We start from the raw sequence: 14,985 nt of genomic DNA, 5'->3' as shown, positions 1-14,985 counted from the left end.
TTTTGCTCCCCGCCGTCCTTGGAGTCGAGGACGGCGATGACGACAGTTACCCCTCATACTGTCGACGCCTACTGACAGAACCCAGCGGACGGCACCGTCGAGTCGGCGTACGAGAACGCATCTACTAACTACCACGAACCGCGACGGAACTCACCGAGTTGAGCGGCGTCAGCCGAGCGACGGTGTACCGGCCGCCGGTAGCACCGACAGCTAAACCGCCCCGTTCCGTACGGCAGGTGTGAAACGCGCCGTCAAGGAGAACTTCGACGCCAGCGCCGACGCCTACGCCGCTTACGAGGCCCGGACCGGCCGGTTCGCCGCGCTCGCGGAGCGGTTGGCGGCCGCGATGGAACCGCGGGGGCGCGTCCTCGATGCGGGCGCAGGTACCGGCGCCGCGACCGACGCGCTCGCGGCCCGCGCCGACGAACTCGTCGCGCTCGACGCCTCGCCCGCGATGCTCCGGGCGAACCCGGCACCCGCGCGGGTCGCCGGCGACATCGACCGTCTACCGCTGTGTGACGACAGCGTCGACGCCGTCGCCTTCACCGCGTCGCTGTTTCTCGTCCCCGACCCCGCGGCGGCAGTCAGGGAAGCGCGACGCGTCCTCCGACCCGGCGGCGTGGTCGGTGCCGTCGCGCCCGACGGCTGGACCGCCGACGGCGAGGGCGTGTTCGCCGCGCTCGACCGCGAATCGCGGTCACCGGCACCGACCGAGGCGGTCGTCGACGCCGTCGACGCGGCGTTCGAGACGGCGAGCGGGACGTGGACGTTCGACACCGACGCCGACGACCTGCGAGCGTTCCACGCGATTCCCGCGATGGCGGCGCGACTCTACCCGAAACTGCCGCCCGACGAGCGGACCGAGCGGGCGCGCGAGGCGCTCGCGGCGGTCGATGGAGGCCTCGAACAGCACTGGCGGTGGGTCGTCGGTCGCTAGCCGCGCCGGCCGAGCGCCAGGCCGACGGCCATCCCCGCGGCCGCACCGAGCGCCGCGCCGACCGCTCCCCGTCGCCACCCGCGGTCGAACCGGACGACCCGCGTCCCCGCGTCGCTCACCTCCACCACGCCGACCGGCGTCGCCGTCGCGTCGCCGAGCCCGCCGCCACCGCCGCCCTCGGACGCCTCGGTGTCGTCGCCCGCGTCGCCGGTGCCGGCACCGAACCCGCCGGCGACCCGGTAGCGGACCCGCGCGACGGGGACGACGGTCCGGTCGTCGCGCTCGACGGGGTCGCCGTACACCAGGTCGGCGCCCGGCGCGTGCTGGAGCCACTCGGTCACCCGGTCGAAACCGGAGAGCGCGTCGTCCATGCATATCGGTACCACGCCTGGTGACATAACTCCGTGCAACCGGGGAGGGTATCAGTCTCGACGGGAAAGAGGGGGTATGTTCGACACTCGCCCCGACCGCGACGCCGAAGTCGTGCTCGTGGGCCGGTCCAACGTCGGGAAGTCGACGTTGATGCGGGAGATAACGGGCCACACGTTCGACACCGGCGGCAAGCCGGGCGTCACCCGGGAGCCGAACCACTACGACTGGGCCGCCGAGGACTTCGTCATCACGGACCTGCCCGGGTTCGGCTTCATGTCCGGCGTCCCCGACGAGGTGCGCGAGCAAATCAAGACCGACGTGGTCCGCTACGTCGAGGCCCACGCCGACGACATTCTCGTGGGCGTGCTGGTCGTCGACGGGAAGGCCGTCGTCGACATCATCGACCGCCACTCCGGGCCAGACGAGATTCCCCACGACGTGGAGATGTTCGGCTTCCTCCAGGAGCTGGGGATTCCGGTCGTCGTCGCGGTCAACAAGATGGACAAGGTCGACGACCGTGACGAGCGGCTGAACGAACTCTGTGACCGACTGGGGCTCCTGCCGCCGTGGCAACAGTGGCAAGGCGAGTCCGTCGCGCCCATCGTCGCCAAGAAGGGTCGCATCCAGCCGCTGAACGACGCGGTGCGCCACCACCTCCACGAGGCGAAGCGCGACGACCTGTTCAAGTTCTTCTAACGCACCTTTTTGCACGGCGTGCTTCGCACGCCGGCAAAAAGTTGCGCTGTCGGACCTTCGGTCCGACAAGTCCTCGGCGGCCGGAGGCCGCCGGAGGACACCAAAAAGACACGGCGGCGCTCCTGCCGCGAGCCTTCGGCTCGCGTTAATCGCGCCTTGGTCCCGGAGCCTCCCTGCGGTCGGCTCGGATGAACCGCGCTCGCTTCGCTCGCGCGGATGCTGGTGGCCGACGACCGGACTCCCTCGGAGCGCGTTAATCGCAGTGAACCGCTCGGTCGCTCCGCTCCCCCGCGGACAGGGACGTGGGGAGCGGCACGCACGACTCGAACCTTTTACCCGACCGCCGGCTCACCATCCCCGTCGATGCCCTCCAACGACTCGCCCGCCGACGGAACGACCCGCAGACGCGCGCTCGGCGCGCTCGGAACCGCACTCGCCGGTGGTCTCGCCGGCTGTGCCGGCCGTGTTCCCGGCGCCGGCCCCGTCGAGATGGACGCCGAGACGACCGCCGAACCCGGCGAACTGCAGTGGCAGTACCCGCCCCGGGAGGGAGACCGCGACGGCGTCGGCTACGCCTCCATCGACACCGACCGACGGGAGCGGGCGGGGTCGCGCCCGCCGGTGCTCGGGTTGAGGTTCAACGCCACCGTCGGAGACATCGCGGCGAGCGAGCCGTACAGGGGGTACGAGACCGACTGGTTCCGGTTCAGCGTCCGCCCGCCCCGAAGCTACGAGGGCCGCCTCAACTACGAGATGCGAGTCCAGCCACCCGGCCAGTGGGAGGAGTTCGGAGCCTACTACGACATCGAGGCCGGGACCCGCACGTTCACCACGGAACTCCGGAGCGTGGACACGGAGGGCACAATCATCGTCCCGGCCGTGTTCGACCCCGGCGTCGAAGCGTTGCCCGAGAGCCTCTACTGTACGTTCACGGTGCAGGCCTCGCGGTCCGGTCCGCTCGGGAAGACGGTCCGAGCGAGCGACGACGGGACGCTCGAACTCGACGCCGAGTGACGCGGCCTTACAGCGACAGTTCCGTCGTCGGCACGCCGTGAGTCGCCACGAACTTCTCGAGCGCCGCCACGCAGGGGTCGATGTCCTCGGGCTCGTGGGCGTCGCTCCCGAGCACGAACTCGACGTCGTACTCCAGCAGTACGTCCATGAACCCGGGGACGGGGTGTATCTCGCCGTCGTCGTCGCGGACGCGCCCGGCGTTGAGTTCCGGCACCGTCGAGGAGGCCTCCAGCGCCGCCGCGACCCGGCGGTACTGCGACTCCGTGGCCAGCCCCCGGAGCGCCTCGTTGCGCTCGACGAGGTCGAGATGCGCCGCCACGTCGAACAGCTCCGACTCGACGAGCGCGACGAGGTCGTCGAAGTAGGCGTCGACCAGCCGCTCGCGCTCGGCGTCCGACTTGTCGACGAAGTGCCCCTCGTTGTGGACGTTCGTCCCGTCGAGTTCGTGGACGCTCCCGACGGCGTAGTCGAACCCCGCGTCGTCGAGGAACACGGCGACCTCGGACTCGTCGCGGGGTTTGTAGTCCATCTCGACGGCGTCGAACAGCCGCACGTCGGCGTGGTCGCGGAGCGCGGCCAGCCCCTCGCGGCGCCGCTCGTAGGTGGCGTCGAGGTTGAACCCCCACGCCCGCTTGACGGTCTGGAGCCACTCGTCGGTCGTGACGACGCAGTGGTCCGCGAAGCCGATGCCGTCGAGCCCCGCCTCCTCCGCGGCCCGGATCATCGACATCGGGACGGAGCCGTCGGAGTAGTTCGTGTGCGTGTGGTAGTCGACGGTCACTACCGGCCCGTCGGCGCCGCGACTTACCAATCTGCCGGCGGGGCGACAACCCTTAACAGGGGGCCGCACGACAGCCCCGCCCGCATGTTCCCCGATACGGTCCCCGGGCGCCTGCGGTGGGCGCTCCGGGAAGCCCTCGTCGTCGCCGGTATCCTCCTGTTCTGGGTCGGCGCCGCGCTCGCGCTGTCGCTGGTCGCCGGCCTGCTCCGCTCGGTCATCGTGAACCTCGAACTCGAGGTGCTGATCCCGGTGTACGAAGCCCTCGACAGGGGGCGACTGTTGCTCCCGGCGGCCGTCCCGCTGACCGGCGTCACCGCCACCATCTACGGGCTGGCGCGGGTCGGCACGGCCGTCGTCGACCACTACCGCGCGACCGCGGGGTGAGCCGACGAGCGTTCACCCCCTCGCGGTCGAGTCGCCCGCCCACGGCTCGCTACGCTCGCCGTTCGCGTCTAGGTGGCCTCGCTCCGCTCGGCCACCCTACTCCTCGTCGGCGTCGGGCGCGTAGTAGTACTCGCCGGCGTTCTTCTGCTCGCGGTCGAGTTTCGACCCCGGCTTGTTGATGCGGGGCCGACCGGTCCGCTCGTCGCGGCGGAACGTCACGTCGAGGTTGGCGAGGAACTCGTTCATCCCCTCGCGCATCCCGACCGGCTCGCCGGCGTGGCCGTACTCGGCGGGCGTACCGTCGAACACCTGCAGGCGGTCCGCAAGCAGGTCTATCATGTAGATGTCGTGGTCGATGACCATCGCCGTCGCGCCGTGGTTCTCGGTGTAGCGGCGGATGGCGCGGGTGGCGAGCACCCGCTGTTCGACGTCGAGATGCGCCGAGGGTTCGTCGAGCAGGTAGAGGTCCGCCTCCTCCGAGAGGCAGGCGGCGATGGCGACGCGCTGGCGCTCCCCGCCGGAGAGGTCCGTGAGGCTCTGCTCCATGATGCGCTCCAACTGGAGCGGCTGGGCGATCTCGGTGTTCCAGTACGAGGAACCGAAATCGTCCGTGATAGACGAGAGGAACGCGTCGACGCGCATCGGCTGGTCGATTTCGACGTACTGCGGCTTGTACGAGATGTCGAGCCGGGTGTCGAGGTCGCCCTCGTCGGGCTCCAGCCGGCCGGCCAGCAGTTGCGCGAACGTCGACTTCCCGATGCCGTTCGGGCCGACGATGCCCAGCACCTCGTCGTTGCGTATCTGTCCGGCCTCGACCTCCAGCGTGAACTCGCCGTCGCCGTACGACTTGCGCATCGCGGGGTACTCGACGAGCACGTCGCGGGCGCCCGTCCGGACGCTCCGGGGGGCGTGCTCCTCGAACTCGATGGCCTCCTGCCGGATGCGCATGTTCTCGTTCTCCAGATACCCCTTCAGATACTCGTTGATGCCGTTCTTCGTCGACTTCGGGGGCGTGACGACGCCGAACGCGCCCGGCCGACCGTACGCGACGTGGATGGAGTCGGCGAGCAGGTCAAGCACCGCGAGGTCGTGTTCCACGACCAGCATCGAGCGGTCCTCCTCCTCCGCGAGTTCTCGAATCAGGCGCGCCGCGGTGACGCGCTGGCCGATGTCCAGATACGGCGTTATCTCGTCGAGGAAGTAGAAGTCCGCGTCCCGCACCAGCGTCGCCGCCAGCGCGACCCGCTGGAGCTCCCCGCCCGACAGCGTGTCGATGTCCTGGTCGATGACGGGCGCGACGTTGAGCCGCTCGACGAGGTCGTCCGCGACGCCGCGCTCGTCGACGCTCTCGATGAGTTCGCGCGTGTTGCCCGAGAACTGGTCGGGGATCTTGTCGACGTACTGCGGCTTGCGCGCGACGGTCACGTCGCCCGACTCCAGCGATTCGAGGTAGGTCTGGAGCTCCGTCCCCCGGTACTCGTCGAGCACCTGCTCGAACGACGGGGGGTCGTTGTACCGGCCGAGGTTCGGGTCGATTTCGCCGGCCAGCACGCGGACGGCGGTGGTCTTCCCGATGCCGTTCGGCCCGAGGATGCCCGTCACCTTCCCCTCCTGTGGCGCAGGAAGCCCGTACAGCGCGAAGGCGTTCTCGCCGTAGCGGTGGGTCGGCTCCTCGTCGAGTTCCTGCGGGAGGTTGATTATCTCGATGGCGTCGAACGGACACTTCTCGACGCAGATGCCACACGACTCGCCGAGACATATCTCCTCGGAGATGGACACCTGCTTGGGGCCGCCCTCGTACGGTTCGTTCTCCTCGTAGCGGTCCTCGCGGGGGACGATGCACTCCTTGCCCGTCCGGTTGGGCGGGCAGAAGTTCGCACACTCGTAGTTGCAACGGTCGGGTTGACACCTGTCGAGGTCGACGACCGCGATGCTGTCCTCCGCCATGTTAGAACGTCGTCCCCGCCGTCAGGAAGATGCCCCAGCAGACGAACCAGAGCGCGAACGTCATGAACGCAACGTAGAGGTAGTCCTTCGCGCCGAAGTCCTCCACGTCGATGCCCACGAGCTTCAACAGGGGGAACTGGACGAGGATGGCTCCAGCGAGCACGTACGTCGCGCGGGGGTCCGTCGCGGGGGTCGCGGCGCCCGCGGTCACGATAGACGAGACCACGGCCGCGGCGACGCCCAGTACGGACGCGAGCGCGGTGACCGTCAGCCCCCGGAGATGCGGGGAGAAGCGGCCGGCCGATTCAGTCGCCATACCGCCCCTACGTCGCCGTGGGGGGAAAAGCGCTCCGAACCCACGTGCCCCGTTCGGCGCGGCGCGACCCTGCGCCGCGCGTGCCTACTTGAATCCGCCGTGAACCGTCGGCAACAGAGATATACGTTTACTCCACGATTTCGGCCCGTACGAACCGTCTACCTGCCAAGTGACACAGATGTCCCCTGAACGTTTAAACAGGTGGAACCCATTAGTGTGAGACACGATGGCAGAATCCGACGGGGAGACCATCGAGGACCTTCCGCCGAGTGCGAAACTCGTGTTCAAGGTGCTCGAGTACAACGGCCCGATGACACAGAAGGGAATCGTCGAGGAATCAATGCTCTCGGCGCGCACCGTGCGGTACGCCCTCGAACGCCTCGAGGACATCGACATCGTCTCCGAGGACGTCTACTTCGCGGACGCCCGACAGAACCTCTACGAAATCGTCCCCGAGGAGACGGGCGAGGTCGACGAGAACGGCGAACCGGTGACGGCCTCCGCCGACGACTGACCCGGCATCCGGACGGACCCGGAGACCCGGCCCCACGCTTTCTTCGCGCTCGTCACCCGCGACAGCGGCCGCTCCGCCGTCCACCGGATATTTTCATTTTTTCATGTAGCATTCTAAAATCGCTATAGCGGCGTGAACCGACATGGTTCTCCGGAGCACCACGGTGCTGTGCGGAGTGCTCGTGCTCGCGGGCTGTAGCGCCCTCCAGCCGGCGCGCCGCGTAGCGTTTTAGTGACACCCAGCCGAACGCCGGGTGATGCCCTCCAGTGAGAACGTCGCGCTCGTCACGGGCGCGTCGTCGGGAGTCGGTGAAGCGACGGCACGCGAACTCGCGGCCGACGGCTACCGGGTGGTGCTGGCGGCCCGCCGCGAGGCGGCGCTGAGAGACGTCGCGGACGGCGTCGAGGCGGCCGGCGGCACGGCCCGCGTCCACCCGACGGACGTGACCGACCGCGACGCCGTCGCCGACCTCGTCGGGACGACGGTCGACGAGTGGGGCCGCATCGACGCCGTCGTCAACAACGCGGGCGTCATGTCGACGGACCCGGTCGACGACGCCGACCCGGAGGACTGGCGCCGGATGGTCGAGGTGAACCTGCTCGGCCTGATGACCCTCACCCGCGAGGCGCTGCCGACGATGTACGAACAGGGGCACGGCGACGTGGTGTTCGTCTCGTCGGTCAACGCCCGGAAGTCGTCGCCAGGGGGGAGCGGCTACTGCGCGTCGAAGGCCGGCGTCAACGGGTTCGCCGAGTCGCTCAGACAGGAGGCCGCCGACGAGGAGGTCCGCGTCACCGTAATCGAACCGGGGCTGGTCGCCACCGAGATGCAATCCGACGAGGTGACGGCGGAGATGCCGACGCTGGACCCCGAGGCCGTCGCCCGCGCCGTCGGCTACGCGCTCGCACAGCCACGGGACGTGGCCGTGGGCGAACTGCTGATCCGACCGACGACCCAGGCGTTCTGAGCGCGGCCCGCGGGTCGCTCACCCGCTCCGCTTGACGACGACGACCGGGACGTCGACGGTGCGGAGGACGGTCGAGGCGACGCTCCCGAGCAGTTGCCGCTGGAGGTTCGACCGGCCGTGCGACCCCATGACGACGAGGTCGATATCGTTGGCGTCGACGTACTCGCGGATGCCGGCGGCGGCGCCGTCGAACGACGTCGTCCGCTCCACCGCCGGCCGCACGTCGAGGTCGGCGTCGAGCGCCTCGAAGTCGGCCACCACGCCGTCGACGGCCTCCCGGCCGCGCGCTTCGAGGCGCTGGACGAACTCGCGTTCGAGCCCACCCGCGCTGAACACGCCGCCCGCGGCCTGGAGGTCGACGACGTTCAGGACGTGTATCTCCGCGCCGTAGGGGCGGGCGATGGCCGCCCCGTGGCGGGTCGCCGCCGCGGCGTTCTCGCTCCCGTCGGTCGGAACGAGAAGCCGGTCGTACTCCGTTCCCTCGGCCACCCCGTCGCCGCCCGGGACGACGAACACCGGAACGTCGCTCCGGTGGAGGACGCTCTCGGTGACGCCGCCGATGAGCCGTCTCCCCAGCCCGGTCGTCCCCTGGCGGCCGACGACGACGAGGTCCGCGCCCGCCTCGGTCGCGTGCTCGCTGATGCGTCGGGCGGGTCTCCCCTCGACGAGCGTCGTCGTCACCTGACGGTCGAAGTCGGCCGCGAGCGATTCGACCGCCGACAGCGCCGCCTCGCCGCGCTCGCGCAGTCGGCTCCGCTCGTCGTCGGAGCGCGTCAGTTGGAGCGAGCCACGGGGAACGACGTGCAACACGTCGACGCTCGCGTCGACCGCGGCCGCGAACGCCAGCCCGTGACGCGCCGCGTGTTCCGCCTCCTCGCTCCCGTCGACGGCGATGATGATGCGGTCGTACATTCCCGGGCGAGGAGTTCGTCATCCACGCACTTCACCGTTTGCGCGAGCGACCGGCGGACGAGAGGGCGACGGGTCGGCCGGCGGTCCGCCGAACCGGGAGCCGGAAGCGGCCCGTCTACTGCGGCGCGACCGTTATCGTGCGCCCGCGGTCGACGGCCATCTCCAGTTCCTCGGCGATGGCCGACCCGCGGGACACCTGCACCTCGCCGCCCCGGGAGACGGTGGCGGTGAACAGGTACTCGCCGTCGGCCTGCACCTCGACGGTCTCGCCCTGGTGGCCCTCCAGCGGGATGACGACGTGCCGAGAGGTGATTTCGGGCTGGACGATTTCGCCCTGTGTCGACCCCCCTCCGCTCGCGTCGCCGGTGCCGCCGGCGTTGTGGCCCGGATGCTCGTCGAGCGTCCGCACGTCGATGTCGAGGCCGAGGCGGTCCTCGATGTCCGAGATGCGGCCGCCGCCCTTCCCGATGACCGAGGAGATGTCGTTCTCGGAGACGTACACCGCCGCCGAACTGCTCCCGGTGAGTTCCACCTCGACGCGGCCGTGCGCGATGGACTTGATTTCGCGTTCTATCTCCTGGCGGGCGATGCGGTCGACGCCCGACTCCGGCGTGCCGCCCTCACCCTCGTCCAGCGGGACGGTGACGACCTGCCGGTTGAACGTGTATATCTCGTAGGCCGGCTCGCCGGTCTCGAAGTCGTCGATGACGATGACCGGTCGCGCGAGGTCCTCCTCGACCAGCCCGTGGGGGACCTTGACCTCCGTGCGCACGTCGTACACCGTGTCCACCTCGCCGGCCTCGATGTAGACGACGGTGTCGACCACCTGCGGTATCATCCCGAGTTCGACCCGGCCGACGAGCCGCTGGAGCGCGTCGATGGCGCGGGTCGCGTGGACGACGCCTATCATCCCGACGCCCGCCAGCCGCATGTCCGCGAACGTCTCGAAGTCGCTCGTTTTCCTGACTTCGTCGTAGATGGTGTAGTCCGGCCGGACCATCAACAGCGAGTCGGCGGTGTTCTCCATCGACCCGCCGAGTTCGGTGTACTGGGTGATGTTCGGGCCGACCTGCAGGTCGCGGGGCTTCTCCATCGTCTTGACCGCGAAGTCGCTGTCCGCGAGGAACTCCGCGACGGCCTGTGCGAACGTCGACTTCCCGGCGCCGGGCGCCCCCGAGATGAGCACGCCCCGCTGGCGCTCGGTGACCCGCTCGCGGAGTTCGTCGGCGAACTCGTAGTCGTCGAGGTCCGTCTTCACGATGGGCCGCACCAGGGTCACCTCGATGCCGTCCGAGAACGGCGGCCGGGCGACGGCGATGCGCATGTCCCGGAACTGCACGATAGTCATGCCGGGCTGTTCGAGTTCGATGAACCCCTCGCTGGAGGCGCGGGCCTTCGACTCGACGTCGTGGGCGTACTCGGCCATCTCAGCCTCCGTCAGCGGGTCGTCGCCGATGGTCTCGTAATGCATGTCGCCGATTTCGCCGCGCTTCGCCATCGGCGCGACCCCCGTCTTCAGGTGGACCGACATCGTCTGCTCGTCGAGGAACTCCTCGACGGCGAGGCGGCTCGTGTCTTCCGTCTCGGGTTCGACGTACTCGACCGTGAGGCCGGTCGCCCGCCCCACCTCCGCCTGCACCACGTCGCTCGTGAGGAGGGTAGCGTCACGCTCCGCGGCAAGGTCACGGATGAGCGCGTCGATGTCGCCCTCGCCGGCCCCCTCCATCTCGCCGGAGGTGGGGCGGCGGCCGACGTACTCCAGGGTGAACGCGCCCTCGTCGGCGCGTTCGACGAGGCGCTGGAGTTCCTCCAGGCCCGACCAGCCAGCGTCGCGGCCCGCGTTGGCCTGCGACTCGAGTTCCGCGACGACGGCCTCGGGCACGTACACCGTCCCGAGGTCGTCGCGCTCGGACACGCGGCCGTCGATGACCGCGCTCGTGTCCGGTACTACGTCCATGCAGTTGTTCCGGCGGGAAGCCGGATAAACCCTTCAACAGCGCGTCAGGGCGCGACACGGCACCGGGACGCACGCTACCCGTCGACGTACCCCTCGGTCAGCGACTCGACGTACTTGGCGACCACGTCCACCTCCAGATGTACGGGGTCGCCCGCCGCCTTCGCGTGGAGGGTCGTGATGTCGTAGGTGGCGGGAATGACCGCGACGGTGAACTCGTCGTCCCGCAGGTCCGCGACCGTCAGTGAGATGCCGTCCACCGAGACGGAGCCCTTCTCGACGACGTACCGCCGGAGGTCGTCGGGCAACGAGAACGCGAACAGCCAGTCGTCGCCCACTTGCTCGACTGCCCGGACTTCGCCGACGCCATCGACGTGGCCCTGCACGAAGTGGCCGTCGAACCGGCCGTCCGCGGGCAGGGCACGTTCGAGGTTGACGGCGTCGCCCTCGCGGAGCGTGCCGAGATACGTCCGCTCGACCGTCTCCTCGGAGCAGAACAGCGAGAACGCGTCGGCGTCGTGGTCCTCGACGGTCAGACACGCCCCCGAGACGGCGACGCTCTGCCCGTGTTCGAGTTCGTCGGCGAAGGGCGCGGCGACCCGCAACCGGAGCCCCTCGGCCGTCTCCTCGCGTTCGACCACCTCGCCCGTCGCCTCCACGATTCCGGTGAACATACCCGCCCTACGCGACGAGTGTGACAAAGGCGTTATCGTTCTCGTATCTGGAATCGGACGGCTTTTGCCCGCCGGGGCGAACCGGGGAATATGGCGCGGTCCATCATGGGCACCGTCGGGCTGGCGGCGACGTTGGCGCTAGCTATCCCGGCGGGGCTGTTCGGCCTCGACAAACTCCTCTCGGGCGACACCGTCGTCGGCGGCGCGTTCCTCGGCCTGGCGCTGTTGATGGTGCTCGTCGAGGAGTACCTGACGACGCCGATGGACGTCCCGGGGAAGGTGGCGGAGAAGACTGTGGGGGCAGTGGTGAAAGAGCCCGAGGAACCGGACGAGGAGTAGTACCGCGACCGAGCGACACGAGGTCGAACGGAGTGAGACCTCGGTGCGAACGGGGAGGAGCGAAGCGACGACCCGTGAGCGGCGCGAGGTCGCGGCTTTTTGGTGCAGATTTTTCGCGGGGTTCGACCGAGCGAACGTGAGGGAGGACCCCGCGAAAAAGGTGCAGGACGTACCTGACGACGCCGATGGACGTCCCGGGGAAGGTGGCAGAGAAGACTGTGGGGGCAGTGGTGAAAGAACCCGAGAAACCGGACGAGGAGTAGCGAAGCGTGAGCGGTAACTGGCGTCAGTCCGCGGCGCCTTCGACTTCCATCGGCTCCTGTGCCTGTTCGACGAGTTCGGTGAGCGTGAGGTTCTTCGGCTCGTTGTGGAGCAGGACGTCGAGCGGGAGCGTCGGCGCGCCGTCGATGAGGTTCTCCAGCAGGACCAGCCGTTCGCGGGCCCGCGACATCCCGACGTAGAACACGCGGCGCTCGTTGTCCGTGAGCACCGGAACCGGGTCCGAACTCTTCACGAAGTCGATGCCCGCGGGGATGTCGTCGTCGCCGACGGAGGCGGCCATCTGCTCGACCACCTTCTCGGTCAGGTCGGTGGCGATGAACACGTGGTCCGCTTCACGACCCTTCGCGGAGTGGATGGTGCCGACCCGCACCCGGTCGGGGTCCGCGCCCTCGTACGGGCCGGAGAAGTACGCCTTCACCGACCGCTCCTGGAAGTTGGAGACGCGCGTTATCATGTCCGACGCCGAGGCCGGGCCGGGCGTGAACGGCGCGTACTCCTGGACGAACTCGGGGTCGACGGTGAACTCCTCGAGGCGGGCGTCCTCCGTCTCCTTCAGGTCGTCGAGCGCGTCGAACATGTCGTCGCGCTCGCCGGTGCCGAACGCGCTGTCGGCGAGCATCTCCGCGAGCCGTCGCGCCTCCAGCCCCGTGATGGGCTCGTCGTCGCCGTACTTCTCGATGGCGTCGATGTAGCCGGTGAGCCGGTCGTCCCACATGCTCATGTCCGTCAGCGAGCGGAACGGGATGCCGGTGCCGACGAACTCGTCCATGAACTGGAACAGCTGGTAGCGAGCGCGGAACAGCACCATCACCGTCTCGCCGTCGTCCTCGGTGGCGTCGAGCGTCTTGCGGACGTTCCGCACCAACTCGACCATCGACGGCGACCGCACGGCCTCGACGGTCCCACCCTCTTTGCGGGGTTTGAGGTCCTTTTCCTGTCGCTCGGCGATGTGGCGTATCTCGCGGTTGACGACGTTCAGGACGTTCGAGGGGAGCCGGTAGGAGTTCGGGAGGACGACGTCGTCGTCGGGGTCAGCTTCGAGCAGGAGCGCGGGGTCGGCGCCCTGCCAGGCGTAGACGACCTGGTCGTCGTCGCCGGCGATGAGCACCGACTCCATGTGTGGCTTCCACTCCTCGAACACCCCGTGCTGGAGGGTGGTGATGTCCTGGAACTCGTCGATGACGAGGTGGTCGACGCTCGGGACGAGCGAGCGCTGTTGGACGCGTTCGAGCATGTCCGCGAAGCCGACGAGCCCGTGTTCGCCCTTGTAGGCGCGCCAGGCCCGGATGACCTCGGGCACGTCGATGCGGTCGTCGTCGGAGGGCCACGTCGGCGTGTACTTGTTGCCCGTCTGGGCGTTTGGGTCCTCGTCCGGCGGGAGGCGCACCTCGTCGACGTTCCACTGGAAGGGGACGTCGTACCAGTCGGCGGCGTCACGGCGGGTGCGCTGGAGCCACTGTGAGGTGGCGATTATCTTGTTGCCGATGGTGGTCGAACGGGCCGACCGCCGGCGGTTGTTGTCGTACTCGTCCTCGTACTCGATGCCGTACTCCTCACAAAAGTCCGACTTGTCTGACTCGCCGACCACGTCGCCCCGCGAGAGGTTGAGCAGGCCGTACGCCTTCGCGTGCATCGTGCAGACGTTCCCCTTCAGCGACTTCGGAGGGCGGTCGAGACGTTCGGCGAGGCGTTCCCGCACCTCGGCGGCGGCCGCCCGGGTGTACGAGACCACGAGGATGTCGTCGACGGCGACGCCCTCGTCGAGCATCTCGTCGACGCGGTCGAGTAACGCCGTGGTCTTCCCGCTCCCGGGTCCGCCGAAGAGACGCGTCACGCGCGGACCGTCTGTCATGGCCCTAGAGTGTGGCCTGACGACCATAAGCGGCGTGCTTCGGTCGAACGAGCCGGTCGCCGGAACCGCCCGGCTTTATCGCGCCGACGGCCGTCGGTCGGGCCGTGAACCTCGCCGACCTGTTCGCGGCGCCGCCGGAGGTGTACCTGCTGGCGCTGGTGCCCGCGGTGCTGTGGGGACTGTCGCCGGTGTTCTCCAAGCGGGGGATGAGCGGCGGCGGCAACCCGCTCCAGGCGTCGCTGACCGTCGTGGTCGTCGACAGCGCGCTCTACTGGGCGGTGTTGCTCGCGCTCCGGGGGACGGACGTGTTCGCTGGGCTGACGCCGGCGACACTCGCGCTGTTCGCCGTCGCCGGCCTCGTCGGCACCTCGCTGGGCCGCATCGCCGTGTTCATCGGCGTCGAGCGGGTCGGCGCCGCGGTCAATAGCGCGGCCATCTCGACGCGGCCGCTGTTCGCGACGGCACTGGCGGTCGGCTTCCTCGGCGAACGGGTGACGCTCACGACGGGCGTCGGCGTCGTCGGCATCGCCGCCGGCCTGCTCGTCTTGGCGACGGCGCGGGGCGGCGACATCTCGGGGTGGGAGCCGCGCGACCTGCTGTACCCGGTCGCGGCGGCCGGCGCGTTCGCCGTCGGGAACGTCCTCCGGCGGTTCGGCCTCCAGGCGACGCCTACCGGGGCGCTGGAGGCCGTCGCGCTCAACGAGACGGCCGCCTTGGTGGGGCTGGCGGCGTTCGTCGCCGCGACGCGGGGCCGTGACGTACTCGACGCACCCCGACGGACGTTCGGCTACTTCGCGGCCAGCGGCACCCTCACCGCGGTCGCGCTGCTGTCGCTGTTCGCCGCGTTCGCCCACCCCGCCGGGAAGGTGGCCGTCGTCGACCCGCTGGCGGCGACGGCGCCGCTGTTCACCGCGGGGTTCGCGGCCGTCCTGCTGGAGGACGTGGAGGCGGTGACCCGGGGCGTCGTCGCGGGCGCGGCGCTCATCGTCGTCGGCGTCGCGCTCGTGGTCGCCTCGACGGGCGGCGCGCCCGCCTGAGCGGCCG

17 protein-coding genes are annotated in these 14,985 nt (G+C 69.4%); 9 read left to right on the top strand and 8 right to left on the bottom strand.

What is annotated here, in order from left to right:
* The first annotated feature begins 238 nt into the window (after positions 1-238).
* Positions 239-937: a class I SAM-dependent methyltransferase gene (locus tag NL112_RS07160; protein ID WP_255151952.1), complete on the top strand. Its 699-nt coding sequence runs from the start codon at positions 239-241 to the stop codon at positions 935-937.
* On the opposite strand, the gene NL112_RS07155 is transcribed toward NL112_RS07160, so the two are convergent.
* A complete protein-coding gene (locus tag NL112_RS07155) occupies positions 934-1,308 on the bottom strand; it encodes a GerW family sporulation protein (protein WP_255151951.1) in 375 nt (124 codons plus the stop codon). The genes NL112_RS07160 and NL112_RS07155 overlap by 4 nt on opposite strands.
* Before the next feature lie 76 nt (positions 1,309-1,384).
* On the opposite strand from NL112_RS07155, the gene engB reads away from it, so the two are divergent.
* Positions 1,385-2,005 (top strand): GTP-binding protein EngB, encoded by a 621-nt coding sequence (gene engB / locus NL112_RS07150; RefSeq protein ID WP_255151950.1) that lies wholly within the window; start codon positions 1,385-1,387, stop codon positions 2,003-2,005.
* Positions 2,006-2,368: 363 nt separating this feature from the next.
* Entirely contained in the window at positions 2,369-3,019 is a 651-nt protein-coding gene (locus tag NL112_RS07145) for a hypothetical protein (RefSeq protein ID WP_255151949.1), read from the top strand.
* A gap of 7 nt (positions 3,020-3,026) precedes the next feature.
* Here NL112_RS07145 and NL112_RS07140 read toward each other — a convergent pair whose 3' ends face one another.
* Positions 3,027-3,800, bottom strand: coding sequence for a PHP domain-containing protein (locus tag NL112_RS07140; protein WP_255151947.1), 774 nt, complete (start codon positions 3,798-3,800; stop codon positions 3,027-3,029).
* A gap of 84 nt (positions 3,801-3,884) precedes the next feature.
* Here NL112_RS07140 and NL112_RS07135 point away from each other — a divergent pair, with 84 nt between their 5' ends.
* Positions 3,885-4,184, top strand: coding sequence for a hypothetical protein (locus NL112_RS07135; protein ID WP_255151946.1), 300 nt, complete (start codon positions 3,885-3,887; stop codon positions 4,182-4,184).
* 96 nt (positions 4,185-4,280) lie between these two features.
* Here the strand turns inward: NL112_RS07135 and NL112_RS07130 are convergent, their stop codons facing one another.
* Entirely contained in the window at positions 4,281-6,131 is a 1,851-nt protein-coding gene (locus NL112_RS07130; protein WP_255151944.1) for a ribosome biogenesis/translation initiation ATPase RLI, read from the bottom strand.
* 1 nt (position 6,132) lies between these two features.
* Positions 6,133-6,447, bottom strand: coding sequence for an EMC6-like membrane protein (locus NL112_RS07125; RefSeq protein ID WP_255151943.1), 315 nt, complete (start codon positions 6,445-6,447; stop codon positions 6,133-6,135).
* A gap of 226 nt (positions 6,448-6,673) precedes the next feature.
* On the opposite strand from NL112_RS07125, the gene NL112_RS07120 reads away from it, so the two are divergent.
* Together NL112_RS07120 and NL112_RS07115 are read left to right on the top strand one after the other, a co-directional pair.
* Complete coding sequence (locus NL112_RS07120) at positions 6,674-6,961, top strand: MarR family transcriptional regulator (protein ID WP_255151942.1); 288 nt, start codon at positions 6,674-6,676, stop codon at positions 6,959-6,961.
* 256 nt (positions 6,962-7,217) lie between these two features.
* Positions 7,218-7,928, top strand: coding sequence for an SDR family oxidoreductase (locus tag NL112_RS07115; RefSeq protein WP_255151941.1), 711 nt, complete (start codon positions 7,218-7,220; stop codon positions 7,926-7,928).
* Positions 7,929-7,946: 18 nt separating this feature from the next.
* On the opposite strand, the gene NL112_RS07110 is transcribed toward NL112_RS07115, so the two are convergent.
* The 3 genes from NL112_RS07110 to NL112_RS07100 all read right to left on the bottom strand — a co-directional run bounded on the left by NL112_RS07110 (position 7,947) and on the right by NL112_RS07100 (position 11,468).
* Positions 7,947-8,840: a universal stress protein gene (locus NL112_RS07110; protein WP_255151940.1), complete on the bottom strand. Its 894-nt coding sequence runs from the start codon at positions 8,838-8,840 to the stop codon at positions 7,947-7,949.
* Between the two features lie 115 nt (positions 8,841-8,955).
* Complete coding sequence (locus NL112_RS07105) at positions 8,956-10,797, bottom strand: PINc/VapC family ATPase (RefSeq protein WP_255151939.1); 1,842 nt, start codon at positions 10,795-10,797, stop codon at positions 8,956-8,958.
* A gap of 74 nt (positions 10,798-10,871) precedes the next feature.
* The gene (locus NL112_RS07100) at positions 10,872-11,468 is read right to left on the bottom strand and encodes a riboflavin synthase (RefSeq protein WP_255151938.1); all 597 of its coding nucleotides are present in this window, start codon (positions 11,466-11,468) and stop codon (positions 10,872-10,874) included.
* Between the two features lie 90 nt (positions 11,469-11,558).
* On the opposite strand from NL112_RS07100, the gene NL112_RS07095 reads away from it, so the two are divergent.
* Together NL112_RS07095 and NL112_RS22965 are read left to right on the top strand one after the other, a co-directional pair.
* Positions 11,559-11,807: a DUF7533 family protein gene (locus tag NL112_RS07095; protein ID WP_255151937.1), complete on the top strand. Its 249-nt coding sequence runs from the start codon at positions 11,559-11,561 to the stop codon at positions 11,805-11,807.
* A gap of 173 nt (positions 11,808-11,980) precedes the next feature.
* On the top strand, positions 11,981-12,070 hold the full coding sequence (locus NL112_RS22965; RefSeq protein ID WP_434084197.1) for a DUF7533 family protein: 90 nt from the start codon (positions 11,981-11,983) through the stop codon (positions 12,068-12,070).
* A gap of 23 nt (positions 12,071-12,093) precedes the next feature.
* Here the strand turns inward: NL112_RS22965 and NL112_RS07090 are convergent, their stop codons facing one another.
* Positions 12,094-13,941 (bottom strand): UvrD-helicase domain-containing protein, encoded by a 1,848-nt coding sequence (locus NL112_RS07090; RefSeq protein ID WP_255151936.1) that lies wholly within the window; start codon positions 13,939-13,941, stop codon positions 12,094-12,096.
* A gap of 104 nt (positions 13,942-14,045) precedes the next feature.
* Between NL112_RS07090 and NL112_RS07085 the strand changes: the two genes are divergently transcribed.
* Positions 14,046-14,978, top strand: coding sequence for an EamA family transporter (locus tag NL112_RS07085; RefSeq protein ID WP_255151935.1), 933 nt, complete (start codon positions 14,046-14,048; stop codon positions 14,976-14,978).
* Positions 14,979-14,985: the final 7 nt, after the last annotated feature.

Source organism: Halorarius halobius, assembly GCF_024298865.1.
Classification (GTDB): Archaea; Halobacteriota; Halobacteria; order Halobacteriales; family Haloarculaceae; genus Halorarius; species Halorarius halobius.
The sequence above is the reverse complement of the archived record's forward strand: the minus strand, read 5'-3'. Positions and strand labels throughout refer to the sequence as shown.

Coding starts and splice junctions, on each gene's coding strand:
- NL112_RS07155 (WP_255151951.1), bottom strand. CDS start 1,308: ATGGACGACGCGCTCTCCGGTTTCGACCGGGTGACCGAGTGGCTCCAG.
- engB (WP_255151950.1), top strand. CDS start 1,385: ATGTTCGACACTCGCCCCGACCGCGACGCCGAAGTCGTGCTCGTGGGC.
- NL112_RS07145 (WP_255151949.1), top strand. CDS start 2,369: ATGCCCTCCAACGACTCGCCCGCCGACGGAACGACCCGCAGACGCGCG.
- NL112_RS07135 (WP_255151946.1), top strand. CDS start 3,885: ATGTTCCCCGATACGGTCCCCGGGCGCCTGCGGTGGGCGCTCCGGGAA.
- NL112_RS07130 (WP_255151944.1), bottom strand. CDS start 6,131: ATGGCGGAGGACAGCATCGCGGTCGTCGACCTCGACAGGTGTCAACCC.
- NL112_RS07125 (WP_255151943.1), bottom strand. CDS start 6,447: ATGGCGACTGAATCGGCCGGCCGCTTCTCCCCGCATCTCCGGGGGCTG.
- NL112_RS07120 (WP_255151942.1), top strand. CDS start 6,674: ATGGCAGAATCCGACGGGGAGACCATCGAGGACCTTCCGCCGAGTGCG.
- NL112_RS07115 (WP_255151941.1), top strand. CDS start 7,218: ATGCCCTCCAGTGAGAACGTCGCGCTCGTCACGGGCGCGTCGTCGGGA.
- NL112_RS07110 (WP_255151940.1), bottom strand. CDS start 8,840: ATGTACGACCGCATCATCATCGCCGTCGACGGGAGCGAGGAGGCGGAA.
- NL112_RS07105 (WP_255151939.1), bottom strand. CDS start 10,797: ATGGACGTAGTACCGGACACGAGCGCGGTCATCGACGGCCGCGTGTCC.
- NL112_RS07100 (WP_255151938.1), bottom strand. CDS start 11,468: ATGTTCACCGGAATCGTGGAGGCGACGGGCGAGGTGGTCGAACGCGAG.
- NL112_RS07095 (WP_255151937.1), top strand. CDS start 11,559: ATGGCGCGGTCCATCATGGGCACCGTCGGGCTGGCGGCGACGTTGGCG.
- NL112_RS07090 (WP_255151936.1), bottom strand. CDS start 13,941: ATGACAGACGGTCCGCGCGTGACGCGTCTCTTCGGCGGACCCGGGAGC.